The 14,499-nt window shown below is 73.1% G+C and carries 9 protein-coding genes and 1 pseudogene; 8 read left to right on the top strand and 2 right to left on the bottom strand.

All coding sequences use genetic code 11. From position 1 onward, the window contains the following. The first annotated feature begins 239 nt into the window (after positions 1–239). The gene (locus GPA10_RS40885; RefSeq protein ID WP_157169835.1) at positions 240–791 is read left to right on the top strand and encodes a helix-turn-helix domain-containing protein; all 552 of its coding nucleotides are present in this window, start codon (positions 240–242) and stop codon (positions 789–791) included. Between the two features lie 82 nt (positions 792–873). Further along, positions 874–1,131 (top strand): helix-turn-helix domain-containing protein, encoded by a 258-nt coding sequence (locus tag GPA10_RS40880; protein ID WP_157169834.1) that lies wholly within the window; start codon positions 874–876, stop codon positions 1,129–1,131. On the opposite strand, the pseudogene GPA10_RS40875 reads toward GPA10_RS40880, so the two are convergent. Continuing rightward, a pseudogene (locus tag GPA10_RS40875) lies at positions 1,046–2,354 on the bottom strand (Cmx/CmrA family chloramphenicol efflux MFS transporter). The gene GPA10_RS40880 and the pseudogene GPA10_RS40875 sit on opposite strands and share 86 nt — an antisense overlap. A gap of 500 nt (positions 2,355–2,854) precedes the next feature. On the opposite strand from GPA10_RS40875, the gene GPA10_RS40870 reads away from it, so the two are divergent. The 6 genes from GPA10_RS40870 to GPA10_RS43235 all read left to right on the top strand — a co-directional run bounded on the left by GPA10_RS40870 (position 2,855) and on the right by GPA10_RS43235 (position 10,639). Beyond that, entirely contained in the window at positions 2,855–4,552 is a 1,698-nt protein-coding gene (locus GPA10_RS40870; protein ID WP_157169833.1) for a hypothetical protein, read from the top strand. 337 nt (positions 4,553–4,889) lie between these two features. Further along, positions 4,890–5,732, top strand: a complete 843-nt coding sequence (locus GPA10_RS40865; RefSeq protein ID WP_157169832.1) for a nitrilase-related carbon-nitrogen hydrolase — start codon at positions 4,890–4,892, stop codon at positions 5,730–5,732. After that, the gene (locus GPA10_RS40860) at positions 5,729–7,009 is read left to right on the top strand and encodes an aspartate aminotransferase family protein (RefSeq protein WP_343041889.1); all 1,281 of its coding nucleotides are present in this window, start codon (positions 5,729–5,731) and stop codon (positions 7,007–7,009) included. The genes GPA10_RS40865 and GPA10_RS40860 overlap by 4 nt, the downstream gene beginning before the upstream one ends. Before the next feature lie 85 nt (positions 7,010–7,094). Beyond that, a complete protein-coding gene (hydA, locus tag GPA10_RS40855; protein ID WP_058849167.1) occupies positions 7,095–8,498 on the top strand; it encodes a dihydropyrimidinase in 1,404 nt (467 codons plus the stop codon). Between the two features lie 27 nt (positions 8,499–8,525). Further along, positions 8,526–9,524, top strand: coding sequence for a TIGR03842 family LLM class F420-dependent oxidoreductase (locus tag GPA10_RS40850; protein WP_343041888.1), 999 nt, complete (start codon positions 8,526–8,528; stop codon positions 9,522–9,524). A 407-nt stretch (positions 9,525–9,931) separates the two neighbouring features. Next, a complete protein-coding gene (locus GPA10_RS43235) occupies positions 9,932–10,639 on the top strand; it encodes a DUF4232 domain-containing protein (protein WP_343041887.1) in 708 nt (235 codons plus the stop codon). Between the two features lie 55 nt (positions 10,640–10,694). Here the strand turns inward: GPA10_RS43235 and GPA10_RS40840 are convergent. Continuing rightward, the coding region (locus GPA10_RS40840; protein WP_157169831.1) for a non-ribosomal peptide synthetase at positions 10,695–14,499 on the bottom strand (3,805 nt) is incomplete at its 5' end.

The following is a 14,499-nucleotide window of genomic DNA, read 5'->3' as shown; positions in this document are numbered from 1 at the left end:
CCGAGAAGGTGCGCAGGGGCGGCGGATCGGCGATGGTGGTGAAGCCGCAGCCGTAGCCCTTCCGGCACCCAAGGAGTGGTCCGCGCCGTACCCGTACGGGGCGGCGCGGACCTCCCGAAGGCGGGGGCGAGGCCCGCTCACGGCCTCGGTCGGGGGGCATGAGGACGGTGTCACCCGCGCTCGGAGAGCGGCTCAGGAACGCTCCGTGAGAGCGGTGTCACTTGTGAGATCGTGTGCTCATGGACTCGCTCGAACTGCTCCTGCACCCCTTGCGGTTGCGCATCATGCATGCCATGTCCGGCGGCCGGACGCTGACCACCTCGCAGCTGTGCGCACTGCTGCCCGACGCGTCGAAGGCCACGCTCTACCGCCATGTGAGCCTGCTGGCCGACCACGGTCTGCTGGAGATCGAGGAGGAACGGCGGGTGCGCGGCGCCGTCGAGCGCCGCTTCCGGATGAGCGAGATACCCATCGAGGAGGGTACAGCCGCGGCGACCACCATCCCGCCCGAGGGCCACCGGCAGCTCTTCGCCGTGACCATGGCCACGCTGATCGCCGAGTTCAACGCCTACCTCGACCGGCCCGGCGCGGAGCCGGCCGAGGACGCGGTGGGCTACCGCCAGCGCACCATGTGGCTGAGCCCCGAGGAACTCGCCGACTTCATCCGCGAGATGACCGCCGTGATCGCACCGCGGATAGCCAACGAGCCCTCGCCGGAGCGCAACCGCTACCTGATCAGTACGATCCTCTTCCCCGCCGAGGACTCCGAGAAGTCAAGGACGTCGGACTAGGCGGCAGCCGGCGGGCGGCCTCGCACCGCGGGCCCGCGTCGGCACCGGTATTTGAATGGGGGGCCGGGGTTAGGATGCCTCCATGGTGCGCACCCCCCTGACTCCCGAAGAGCGTGAGCGCGGCGAGCGGCTCGGCCGGCTGCTGCGCGCCGCCCGCGGCGAACGCAGCATGGTGGAGGTCGCCGCGACCGCCGGAATCTCGGCGGAGACGCTGCGCAAGATCGAGACGGGCCGTGCGCCCACCCCCGCCTTCTTCACCGTCGCCGCGCTGGCCGTCGCCCTCGGCCTCTCGATGGACGAGGTGGCCCGGCGGTGCACGCCGGTTCCCGTGCCCGCCTGACGGCCACCCGCGCCATGGCCGCCGTGGCCGGCGCCAGTGCCACCAGGAAGGCGCCGACCCACAGCGGCGAGCGGTAGCCGAAGCCCGCGGAGATCGCCCGGCCGCCCACCCAAGGGCCGAGCGCCGCGCCGAGGTTGAAGGCGGCCGTGGCGAACCCGCCCGCGAGCGTCGGCGCCCGCGTGGCCGCGTACATCGCCTGCGAGATCAAGGTGGAGCCCACGGCGAACGACAGCGCGCCCTGGACGAAGACGCACACCACCGCCGCCACCGGGTTCCCGGCCGTCAGGGCGAACACCACCCACCCGGCGAGCAGCGCGACCGTACCGCCCGCGAGGAGCGGCACCGGACGGCTGTCGGCGAGACGCCCGCCGAGCGCGACCCCGACCGACGAGCCGAGCCCGAACAGGGCGAGCAGCGCGGGGATCCACGTGTCAGCGATCCCGGTGACGTGTGTCGCCAGCGGCTCCAGATAGGTGAAGACGCAGAAGGTCGCGCCGTTGACGAGGGCGCCCAGGAGCAGGGTGACCAGGAGCCGGGGCGCGCGCAGGGCCCGCAGTTCCGTACGGGCGCGTGGGCGCGCGGGGGCGGGGGAGCGGCCCGGTGCGGTGCCCTGCTTCGGCACGGTGCCCTGCTCCGGCACGGGCGAGGGGGCCGTCACGGTGCCGTGCGCGGGCGCGGGGGAGTGCGCCGGTACGGCACGGGCCACGGCGACCACCGCGGGCAGCGTGATCAGCGCCACCGCCCAGAACGCGGCGCGCCAGCCCCACAGCTGGCCGAGCAGCGCGCCGCGGTACGCCCGCGACGCAGGCGAGAGTGGTGCCGCCGAGCAGGACGGAGGTGGCCCGGCCCTTGGCGTCAGGGGGGACCAGAGCGGTCGCCGTGCTGAGCGCGACGGCCAGGAAACCGGCGTTGGCGAGGGCACCGACGACGCGAGTGGCGAGCAGCACCCCGAAGTGGGCCGTCAGGGCGCCCACCACATGGGCGAGCAGGAACGCGGTCAGAAAGCCGAGAAGTGCGCGGCGGCGCGGCCAGCGCAGGCTCAGGACCGCGAGCAGGGGCGCCCCGACGACCATTCCGACGGCGAACGCCGAGGTCAGTGCCCCGGCGGCCGGGACCGACACCCCCATGTCGGCGGCGATGTCCGACACCAGGCCGGACAGCATGAACTCGGATGTGCCCTGCGCGAACACGGCGAGGGCGAGCAGATACAGGACGAATGGCACAGCGAGACTCCGCAACCACATCGTGGATCGACGCACCCGCGGGCGGCTCGGAGCAGCACCGTCCGGCACGTGCCGGACGGCGGTGGACGCGCGCGGGTGAGGAAGGGGGACTGCGGAAGAGGGCAGTCCGTGTCACGGCGCTGCGGCGGTCCGGTGGCGGGGCGCCGACGTGAGCAGGCGCGGGCGCGGGCGCCGATACGGGCTGGCGCGGAGGCCGACGCGGTCAGGCGCGGGCGCCGACGCGGTCAGGCGGGCGCCGACGCGGGAGGGCGCGGACGTCGCGGCCTCGCGACGGCGTCACAGGGCAGCCACCGGAGCGCCGGTGGCTGGCGTCTGCTGGCCTCGGGACTGGACATGTGCGCAGACTAACCACGCTTCTCGCCGCACGTCCAAGTAATTAACGGAGCCTTGGGAAAACCGCGTGCAGCCGTCTCGTACCGCGTCTGGTGTTATCTTCCGGACCGGCAGACTTCCAGTCTCCCAGGGGGCGGTGCCCGACGATGGCAGTGGGACAACTCCCGGACCAGGTCCGTGAGTTCGCGAAATACCTGAATCAGCTCCTGGCGCGCCTCGATCAGGGCGACGGGTGGTGCGGGGTGTTCTGGTCCCGTGACCCGGACGGGATGCGGGCCTGTCTGGAGGGCGCCGAGGTACCGCCCTGGGACGTGGTGCAGGCGCTGCTCCACGACCTCGCGGCGGCCGTCGGCGTGGCCGCGGCGCAGTCGGAGACCGTGCGGGCGCGCACGCTGCACGCGGCGTCCGTCGCCGCGCACGACCGCCGTCCCGGCGGCAGGGAGCTCCTGAGCGACCGGCTCGACCTGATGCTCCAGGAGCAGCGGTTCGCCCAGGAGCGCCAGCAGGAGCTGGCCCGCGCCCTCTCCGTCGCCGCCACGGACGACGAGGTGGACCGCATCCATCTGGACCTGGCGTGGGTCCGCGACGACCACGAGCGCGCCGTCGCCCGCTGCGCCGAACTCCAGGCCCGCATGGAGCGCCTCGACCGGGTGCGGGCGCCCCAGTGGGTGGACTTCGGGCAGCCCCCGCGCGCCGGCTCCGGCTCAGGGCGCGCGCGGGCGTCCGGCGGCCCGGCCCCGGCCCCCGCCCTGGACCCGGCCTCGGAGGAGGAGCACACGGCGGCGCACGACCTGAGCGACGCGCGCGGCGCGTACGGCGCGTACGGTTCCTCGGGAAGTCACGGCGCGTACGGCTCCTCGGGAAGCCAAGGTGCGCACGGACCCTCGGGAGCGTACGGCGCCCACGACTCCCCGGGCGCGGACGAGTACGACGCCGAGCGGCCCGTCTTCGACGTCCGGCGTGTGCCCGCCCGGCACGAGCCCGCCGCCGTCGCGGCGCCCGACGGGACGTTCACGGCGGGATCCGGCGCCGAGCCCTCCCCGGGCCCCGCCGCGCCCCCCGACGCCACCGAGGCCCCGTCCCCGACGTCACGCGGTCCCCGCGTCCCGCGGCAACCCGGCTCCCGGCGCCGTCCCCGGGGCGCCCGCTTCGCGGGTCTCGTCGTCGCGGCGGACGACGAGGCCGGGCCGCCCGCACCCGCGCCCGAGGACGAGCGGACGGACCCCGCCCGCACCCCCCGGGGCGCGCGCTCCGCGCAGCCCGCCCTCACGGCCGCCGACGCCCCCCGGCACCCGGCGCCGGACGAGTCCCCGGCCGACACCGACGAACGCGTCACCACCGACGCCGTCAAGGCGCTGATCCGCCTGCGCGGTGAGGGCCGCAGCGGGGAGGCGCACGGGGTGCTGGTGGAAGCCGCCGGGTGGCCCGCGGCCCGGCTGCCGCTGTTCGCCGACGAACTGCTCCACGCGGGCCTCGGGGCCGACTGGGCGACCCTGCTGTGGGAGGCCGCCTCGCTGCCGCCCGACCGGCTCGTCGCCGTCGCGGACGCGCTCGCGGGGGCGGGCCGCGCCGAGGACTGCCGCAAGCTGCTGCGCCAGGGCGTGGCCAGACCCGCCCCGGAGATCGCCGAGTCCCTGCTCGCGCTCGGCGACGCGGGACGGGACCGCGAGGCCAGGGCGCTGCTCGACGCCTATGTGCGCGTGCGCACCGCCGAGGACGTCGCGGCCTGCGCCCACACCGACCCGGGACTCGTCCCGCTGCTCCTCGCGAGCGCGAAGGGGACGTCGGACGAACACCACTGGGACCTCGTGCACGCCCTGCGCGTGGCGGGTTTCACCACCTGAACGGAGGGTTCCCGTAACGCTCCCGGGCCCGTCGCGGGCCCGCTCCCGGGACGCTTCGGCGGACACCCGAGAGGCCCGCTCCCGGGACGCTTCGGCGGACACCCGAGAGGCCTGCTCCCGTAACGCTTCGGCGGACTCCCGAGGGGCTCGCTCCCGTGACGCCTTCCCGGCACCCGGGGGGCCCGCTCCTCACCCGCCCGGGTGCGAAACATGATCGACTGCGCCGGTGCGGCGACGATGGTCTTGGCAAGGCCGCCGATGGGGCCTACGTTCGTCTGTCTACACACGAAGTCTACGTGCGTAGAGGCTCTCTGACGTCCCGTCGAAGGAGCAGCTCATGGTCAACGTCGTACGCGCCGCACTGGTCCAGGCGACCTGGACCGGCGACACCGAATCCATGATCGCCAAGCATGAGGAGCACGCTCGGGAAGCCGCCCGGCAGGGCGCCAAGGTCATCGGTTTCCAAGAGGTCTTCAACGCCCCCTACTTCTGCCAGGTCCAGGAGAACGAGCACTACCGCTGGGCGGAGCGGGTGCCGGACGGGCCCACCGTGCGCCGGATGCGGGACCTCGCGCGGGAGACCGGCATGGTGATCGTCGTGCCCGTCTTCGAGATCGAGCAGTCCGGCTTCCACTACAACACCGCCGCCGTCATCGACGCCGACGGCGGGTATCTGGGCAAGTACCGCAAGCACCACATCCCCCAAGTCAAAGGGTTCTGGGAGAAGTTCTACTTCCGTCCCGGCAACGCGGGCTGGCCCGTCTTCGACACCGCCGTCGGCCGCGTCGGGGTGTACATCTGCTACGACCGGCACTTCCCCGAGGGCTGGCGCCAGCTCGGCCTGAACGGCGCCCAGCTCGTCTACAACCCCTCCGCGACGTCGCGCGGCCTGTCCGCCCACCTGTGGCAGCTGGAGCAGCCCGCGGCGGCCGTCGCCAACGAGTACTTCGTGGCGGCGATCAACCGCGTCGGCCAGGAGGAGTACGGCGACAACGACTTCTACGGCACGAGTTACTTCGTGGACCCGCGCGGGCAGTTCGTCGGCGAACCGGCGAGCGACAAGGCGGAGGAACTCGTCGTGCGCGACCTCGACTTCGGCCTGATCGACGAGGTCCGCGAACAGTGGGCTTTCTACCGGGACCGCCGCCCGGACGCGTACGAAGGGCTGGTCACACCGTGAAGGACCTGCACAGCCGACACCGCGCCGTCCTGCCGGACTGGCTCGTGCTGTACTACGACACGCCGCTGGAGATCACCCACGGCGAGGGCCGGCACGTCTGGGACGCCGAGGGACGGCGCTATCTGGACTTCTTCGGCGGCATCCTCACCACCATGACGGCCCACGCGCTGCCCGACGTCACCAAGGCCGTCGCGGACCAGGCGGGGCGCGTCATCCACAGTTCGACGCTCTATCTGAACCGCCCGATGGTCGACCTCGCCGAGCGCGTCGCCGCGCTCTCCGGCATCCCGGACGCGCGGGTGTTCTTCACGACGTCGGGCACCGAGGCGAACGACACGGCCCTGCTGCTCGCGACCGCGCACCGCCGCTCCAACCAGATCCTGGCGATGCGCAACAGCTACCACGGCCGCTCCTTCACCGCGGTCGGCATCACCGGCAACCAGGCCTGGTCACCCACGAGCCTGTCACCGTTGCAGACGCTGTACGTCCACGGCGGCGTCCGCACCAGGGGGCCCTACGCCGCCCTCGGCGACGCCGAGTTCATCGAGGCGTGCGTCGCCGATCTGCGGGACATGCTCGGCCAGGCACGGGGTGTCGCCGCGCTGATCGCCGAACCGGTCCAGGGCGTCGGCGGCTTCACCTCGCCGCCCGACGGCCTGTACGCCGCGTTCCGCGACGTCCTCGCCGAGCACGGCGTCCTGTGGATCGCCGACGAGGTGCAGACCGGCTGGGGCCGCACCGGCGACCACTTCTGGGGCTGGCAGGCGCACGCCGCGTCGGGCCCGCCGGACCTGCTCACCTTCGCCAAGGGCATCGGCAACGGCATGTCGATCGGCGGTGTGGTGGGTCGCGCGGAGATCATGAACTGCCTCGACGCCAACTCCATCTCCACGTTCGGCGGCTCACCGGTGACGATGGCCGCGGGCCTCGCCAACCTCACATACCTCCTGGAACACGATCTGCAGGGCAACGCCCGGCGCGTCGGCGGTCTGCTCATCGAGCGGCTGCGGGCCATCTGCGCCCAGCTGCCCGTCGTACGGGAAGTGCGCGGCCGCGGCCTGATGATCGGCATCGAACTCGTCCGTCCCGGCACGGACGAGGCGAACCCGCAGGCGGCCACCGCCGTCCTCGAAGCGGCCCGCGAGGGCGGTCTGCTCGTCGGCAAGGGCGGCGGGCACAGCACCAGCGTGCTGCGCATCGCGCCGCCGCTCTCGCTGACGGTCGCGGAGGCCGAGGAAGGCGCCGCGATCCTCGAACACGCCCTGCGGGACGCCTAGCACGGCCTCCGGGACACCTGGCACGCCCCCCGGGGCGCCGGGCGCGTGTCCGCGTACGTACGTCTCACCTAGGGAGCGCATCACCATGAGTACCCGCACCCTGATCCGCGGCGGGCTCGTCGTCACCGCCGCCGAGGAACTCCACGCCGACGTGCTGATCGAGGACGGCCGGATCGCGGCGCTCGCCGCGCGCGGCACCGAGGCCGCCGCGGCCTGGACCGCGGACCGCGTCATCGACGCGAGCGAGAAGTACGTCGTCCCGGGCGGCGTCGACGCCCATACGCACATGGAGCTCCCGTTCGGCGGCACGTTCGCCTCGGACTCCTTCGAGACCGGCACCCGCGCCGCCGCCTGGGGCGGCACCACCACCATCGTCGACTTCGCCGTGCAGACCGTCGGCCGGTCCCTGCGCTCGGGCCTGGACGCCTGGTACGCCAAGGCCGACGGCAAGTGCGCGATCGACTACGCCTTCCACATGATCCTCTCCGACGTCAACGACCGGACGCTGAAGGAGATGGACCTGCTGGTGGAGGAGGGCATCACCTCCTTCAAGCTGTTCATGGCCTATCCCGGCGTCTTCTACAGCGACGACGGGCAGATCCTGCGGGCCATGCAGCGCTCCGCCGGCAACGGTGGACTGATCATGATGCACGCCGAGAACGGCATCGCGATCGACGTCCTCGTGGAGCAGGCACTCCAGCGCGGCGAGACCGACCCCCGACACCACGGGGAGGTCAGGAAGGTCCTCCTCGAAGCCGAGGCCACCCATCGCGCGATCCAGCTGGCCCGGGTCGCGGGCGCCCCGCTGTACGTCGTGCACGTCTCCGCCGAGGAGGCCGTCGCCGAGCTGGCGGCCGCCCGCGACAAGGGGCTGCCCGTCTTCGGCGAGACATGTCCGCAGTACCTGTTCCTGTCCACCGACAACCTCGCCGAGCCGGACTTCGAGGGCGCCAAGTACGTGTGCTCCACGCCGCTGCGGCCCCGCGAGCACCAGGCGGCGCTGTGGCGGGGCCTGCGCACCAACGACCTCCAGGTGGTGTCCACCGACCACTGCCCGTTCTGCTTCACCGGCCAGAAGGAACTCGGCCGCGGCGACTTCTCGAAGATCCCCAACGGCCTGCCCGGCGTCGAGAACCGCATGGACCTCCTCCACCAGGCCGTCGTCGACGGGCACATCAGCCGCCGCCGCTGGATCGAGATCGCCTGCGCCACCCCGGCCCGCATGTTCGGCCTCTATCCGAAGAAGGGCACGATCGCGCCGGGCGCGGACGCCGACGTCGTCGTCTACGACCCCGCCGCGACCCAGACGATCTCCGCCGGGACCCACCACATGAACGTCGACTACTCGGCGTACGAGGGCAGGCAGGTCACCGGCCGCGTCGAGACCGTCCTCTCGCGCGGGGAGGTCGTGATCGAGGGGCGGGAGTTCACGGGCCGCGCCGGGCACGGCGTCTACACCCCGCGCGCCACCTGCCAGTACCTGGACTAGACCCTTCACTCCCGTAGGAGGTCCCTCGTGGATTTCGGACTCGTCCTGCAGACCGACCCGCCCGCCTCCGAGGTGGTCGGTCTGATGCGGCGCGCGGAGCGCAGCGGCTTCCGCTACGGCTGGACCTTCGACTCGGCGGTCCTGTGGCAGGAGCCGTTCGTGATCTACAGCCGGATCCTGGAGCACACCGACCACCTCACGGTCGGCCCCATGGTGACCAACCCGGGCACCAGGACCTGGGAGGTCACCGCCTCCACCTTCGCCACGCTCAACGACATGTACGGCAACCGCACCGTGTGCGGCATCGGCCGCGGCGACTCCGCGATGCGCGTCGCGGGCCGCCGTCCCCACACCCTGGCGCGCCTCGGCGAGTGCATCGACGTCGTCCGTGACCTCGCCGAGGGCCGTGAGGCGGACGTCGACGGGCAGCGCCTGCGCATCCCCTGGGTGCGGGACGGCAAGCTGCCGGTGTGGATGGCCGCGTACGGCCCGAAGGCCCTCGCGCTCGCCGGGCAGAAGGCCGACGGGTTCATCCTCCAGCTCGCCGACCCCTACCTGACGGAGTGGATGGTCAAGGCGGTGCGCGCCGCGGCCGCCGACGCGGGGCGCGACCCGGCGGCCGTCACGATCTGCGTGGCGGCGCCCGCCTATGTCGGCGCCGACCTGGACCACGCGCGCGAGCAGTGCCGGTGGTTCGGCGGCATGGTCGGCAACCACGTCGCCGACCTCGTCACCAGGTACGGCGAGCACTCCTCGATGGTGCCGGAGGCGCTCACCGCGTACATCAAGCAGCGCGAGGGCTACGACTACCGGCACCACGGCCGCGCCGGAAACCCCGACACCGCCTTCGTGCCCGACGAGATCGTGGACCGCTTCTGCCTCCTCGGCCCGGCCGCCGCCCACATCGACAAGCTGCGCACCCTCAAGGACCTCGGCGTGGACCAGTTCGCCCTGTACGCCATGCACGACGCGCGGGAGGCCGTCGTCGACGCGTACGGAGCGGAGATCATTCCGGCGCTCGCCTGAGTGACCGGGACGCCGCGGACCTGCCGGTCAGCGCCCGTACCAGACCCACATGCCGAGGGCGGAGCCAAGGGCCGTGACCATCGCTGTGACCAGTCGTGCGGGCGCTTGGTCGGCGGTCACCCGGAGGCCGCCGATGCGGAGTTCGAAGTACGGACGCGGTCGTGTACGCGGTCGTGGACGCGGGGATTCCGGCATGGTGGTCCCTGGAATGAGAGGGGGGAGCGAGGGTGCGGATGCACTGCTGCGCAGTCTGCCCCCATGAGGTCGCTGCCCGAAATAACGTCCGCGGGCCGAGTCGGTCATAGGACGAACGGCTTGTCCTCGGCGCGACAACCGCATCCTGCGGTCCGCTCTCCGTGTTTCCGGGAGGCGCGAACAGGCGTGCGGGCGCATGGCATGATCCGGGCGTGACTCCTCTCCCGCCGCGTCGTGCCGTCGCCCTCTGCGCCCTCGTGCTGCTCGCCGCAGGGTGCGGGTCGGGCGGGTCCGGACGGGACGACGCGGGTGGACCCGCGACCCGGGTGGCGGACCAGGGCGGCCTGCCGCCGTCCGCCGCAGGGCCCACCCCCTCCTTCGGGGTCACTCCGGACGACCTGGACACGGACGCGCCCCGGTACGGTGCCCCGTCGGCCGGTGCCGAGATCCCCGACCGGCCCGCCGTCGCGTCCCGTGACTGCTCCGGCAGATCCGGCCTCCTGGTCGAACCGGGCCCCGTCGACGCGGCCATGGGCCTGCGCGCGATGACGGTGACGGCGACGCATTGCGGCACCGGCACCTTCCGCCTCTACGGATACCCGGACCTGAAGGCGCTCGACGACGACCGCGAACCCCTCGACGTACGGACCCTCAGGGGCACGCGACAGATCACCACCGGCGTGCCCGACCCCGGCCCGCACGCGGTGACGCTCCGCCACGGCGAGTCCGCGACGGTGTCCGTGGTGTGGCGCAACACCTACACCGACACGACGCATCCCGCGGTCGACGCCCCCCATCTGCGGGTCGTGGCCGCGCCCGGCGCGCCCGCCCGGACCGTCACCCCCCACGGGGGCGTGGACGTCGGGAGCACCGGACGCATCGCCACGACGGCGTGGAAGAAGCTCACGCGCGACCGTTAGCCACCGCCCGCCACCGGCCGCCGCCGGGCCGCGTCGCGTCGCGGGGCCGTCCGGCTCACGCGAGCGCGCTCCGGTCGACCCTGCGCAGCTTCGGGCGGCTGCCGGGGGACGCGTTCCGTACGAGGTGAGCCAGCTCGGGGACGCCGCCCGCCTCGAAGACCGCCCGGATGGTCACCGTCACCCCGAACGCCTTACCGATGCTGTTGGCGAGTCTGGTGGCCACCAGGGAGTCGAGGCCCAGTCCGAGGAGGTCGTCGGCCATGCCGACCCGTTCGACGCCGAGGGCGAGCGCGACCAGGTCGCAGAGCTGCTTCTCCGTCGGGGTGTTCGGCGGCACGTAGGCGCCGGCGGCGCTCTCGGGTTCGGGCAGTGCGGCCCGGTCCACCTTGCCGTTGACGGTGAGCGGCAGCTTCTCCAGGAGCACGAAGACCGCCGGGACCATGTGTTCGGGCAGGCTCCGGGACACGCGGGCGCGGAGTTCCTCCGTGCTCGCCGCGTCCTCGGGCCGCGTCGGGACCACGTACGCGACGAGGTGCTTGCCCAGCCGCCCCGCGGGGTCCTCGCGGGGGACGACCACGGCGTGGGAGACGTTCTCGTGCTGCTCCAGGGCGGCCTGGATCTCGCCGGGTTCGATGCGGAAACCGCGGATCTTGACCTGGGAGTCGGCGCGGCCCTGGAAGACGAGGTGGCCCTCGGGGGTCCAGGCGACGACGTCGCCGGTGCGGTACATGCGCTCGCCGGACCCGCCGAAGGGGCAGGCGACGAAGCGTTCCGCGGTGAGGGCGTGCCGGTGCTGGTAGCCGCGGGCCACGCGTTCGCCCGCGATGTACAGCTCGCCGGACGCGCCGGGTGCGCCGGGCGGTACCGGGCGCAGGGCCGGGTCCAGGACGTACAGGCGGGTGTTGTCCAGGGGGCGGCCGATCGGGACCACCGCGCCGATGTCCCCGGCGGCCTCCATGGCGTGGAGTGACACGGCGGTCGTGGTCTCGCAGGGCCCGTAGGCGTTGACGACCCGGGTACCGGGGCAGGCGGCGATGATCCGCTCGACGAGCGCGGGGGACACCACGTCACCGCCCGACCAGACCTCGCGGATGCCTCGGAACGCCTCCGGTGCCTCCTCGGCCACGACCTTGAACAGGCCCGTCGCCAGCACGAGTCCGGTGATGCGGTGTTCCTCGTTCACCCGCGCGAGGGTGGCCAGGTCGAGGCGCCCCGGCGGGGCGACGACGACGGCGCCGCCGTTCAGGAGCGGCACCCACAGCTCGTAGGTCGAGGCGTCGAAGGCCAGTGCGGACTGGAGCAGGACCCGCTGCGGCACGTCGGGCGCGTGGAACCGGTCGGACGTGAGCCCCACCACGCAGTGCTGGGTGAGACCGACGCCCTTGGGCATGCCGGTGGAGCCGGACGTGTACATCACGAGGGCGAGCTGCGCCGGATGCCCGTTCCAGGACACCGGGAGACCGGCCGCCGGGACCTCGGCGAGGTCCGCCACGGTGGCGGGGTCGTCGAGGGTCACTTGCGGACGGTCGTGGCCGGGGAGCCCGGCGGCGACGGCCGTGTCGGTGACGAGGACGACGGGCGCGGTGTCGCGGAGCATGAACTCCACGCGTTCGGCCGGGTAGTCGGGGTCGATGGGCAGATAGGCGCCGCCCGCCTTGATGGCGGCCAGGACGGTGACGACGTACGCGGTGGAGCGGTGCAGGGCGACGGCGACGACGGAGTCCTGCCGCACTCCCTTGGCGCGCAGGAGGCGGGCGAGGCTGTTGGTGCGCTCGTCGAGCCGGCGGTACGTGAGGGTGGTGCCGTCGGTGTCGATGACGGCCGGGGCGTCCGGGTCCGCGGTGACGTGCTGCGCGAAGAGGTCGGCGACGGTGCGGTCGGGGCGGGCGTGGCCGGTGGCGTTGTGGCTGGTGAGGACCTGATGGCGCTCGGCGGTGGTCAGGACGTCGATGTCGGCGACGCGGGTGTGCGGGTCCTGGACGACGCGGCCGAGGACGCGCGCGAAGCGTGCGGCGAGCGCGTCCGCCGTGCCGTGGTCGAGGAGGTGCCGCCGGAACTGGATCGCAAGCCGGGGACGGGGGCCGTCGGGGTAGACGAACAGCGTCACGGGATAGTGGCTCGCGGTGAAGGAGCGGATGCCGGTGACGGTGAACCCGGCGGCGGCGCTCGCCTCGGCGATGGCCGCGCGGTCCAGGGGGAACGACTCGAAGCCGATCGCCGTGTCGAGCAGGGCCGGGAGCCCGGTCGCGCGCTGGATGTCCGCGAGGCCGTGGTGATGGTGGTCCAGGAGCCCGGCCTGCCGGGCCTGGAGGTCCGTGAGCGCCGCACCGATCGTGGTCCCCGGGGCGCAGCGCACGCGGACGGGGAACGAGTTGAGGAACAGGCCGATGACGGAGTCCGCACCGGTGAGCGTGGGCGGGCGCCCCGACGAGACGGTGGCCATCAGGACGTCCTCGCGTCCGGTGAGGCAGCCCAGGAGGATGCCCCAGGCGCCCTGGACGAGGGTGTTGAGGGTGACGCCGTGCTCGGCTGCGCTGCGGACCAGAGCGCGGGCCTCGGCCACGTGCAGGGGGACGTCGACCTGTCCGATGCCGGTGCTGTCGGCGTCGGAGTCTGCGTCGGGGAAGAGCAGGGTGGGCTCCTCCACGCCGTCGAGCTCGCGGGCCCATACGTCCGCCGACTCCCGCGGGTCCTGCTCGGCGAGCCAGGCCAGGTACTCGCGGTAGCTGCGGGGCCTCGGCAGCGCGGTGAGGTCGCCGTCGTTGGCGTACAGGCGCAGCAGGTCCTGGGTGAGCAGGGGCAGGGACCAGCCGTCGAACAGGGCGTGGTGGACGGTCAGGACGAGTTCGTGGCGGTCGGGGGCCAGGGTGAGCAGGGCCATCCGCAGCATCGGGGGGCGGGCCGGGTCGAACAGGTCATTGAGGTCCTCGGCGAGGTACTCCTCCAGGCGGGCCTCGCGTGCCGCGTCGTTGAGGTCCCGGTAGTCGCGCTGTTGCCAGGGCAGGTCGACGGTGTCCATGACGAGCTGGACGAGTTCGTCGTCGGGGCCCGGCACGAAGGCCGCCCGGAGTGCGGGGTGGCGCTGCACCAGGGCCTGGGAGGCGGCGCGGAGGCGGGCGGGGTCGATGTGGCCGGTGAGGTGGAGGGTGTACTGGCAGAGGTAGGCGTCGAAGCTCGCGCCGGACTCCACGGCCATCATGGAGTGGAAGAGCAGGCCCTTCTGGAGCGGGGACACCGGCCAGATGTCGCCGAGGTCGGGGTAGCGCCGCTGCCATGTGTCGATGTCGGCCTGCGTCACCTTGACCAGGGGGACGTCGGAGGGGGTGAGGCCGCCCGCGTCGGGCTGTTGGGCGTGGCGGGCCAGGCCGTGCAGGGCCTGCACCCACAGATCGGCCAGCTCTCCGGCCTCGGCCTCGGACAGGACGCCCTCGGGGGCGGTGAACAGGGCGCCGAGACGCGGGCCTTCGGGGGTGTCGGTGACGTGGGCGTTGATGTCCAGTTCGGCGTGTGCGGGCATCCGCGGGTCGTGCCCGGCGTCCAGCTCCGCCAGCTCGGCCACGCCCGTGTCCTGGGTGAAGCCCAGACCCCGCAGGTCGGCGGGCATGTCCGCACCGGCGGAGAACCGGCCCAGGTAGTTGAAGGAGATCTGCCCGCTGCCGTGCTGTCCGAGGACCGCGGCGGTCTGCGGGTTGAGGTGGCGCAGCAGGCCGTAGCCGATGCCCTTGTCGGGGACGGTGAGGAGTTGCTCCTTGACGGCCTTGATGACGGCTCCCGCTGCCGGGCCGCCCGCGAACGCCTCGTCCAGATCGATGCCCGCCACGTCCAGACGCACCGGGAAGACACTGGTGAACCAGCCCACG

The organism is Streptomyces typhae (assembly GCF_009755605.1).
GTDB lineage: Bacteria > Actinomycetota > Actinomycetes > Streptomycetales > Streptomycetaceae > Streptomyces > Streptomyces typhae.
Note: the sequence above shows the minus strand (reverse complement) of the source record. Positions and strands in the feature narration are given on the sequence as shown.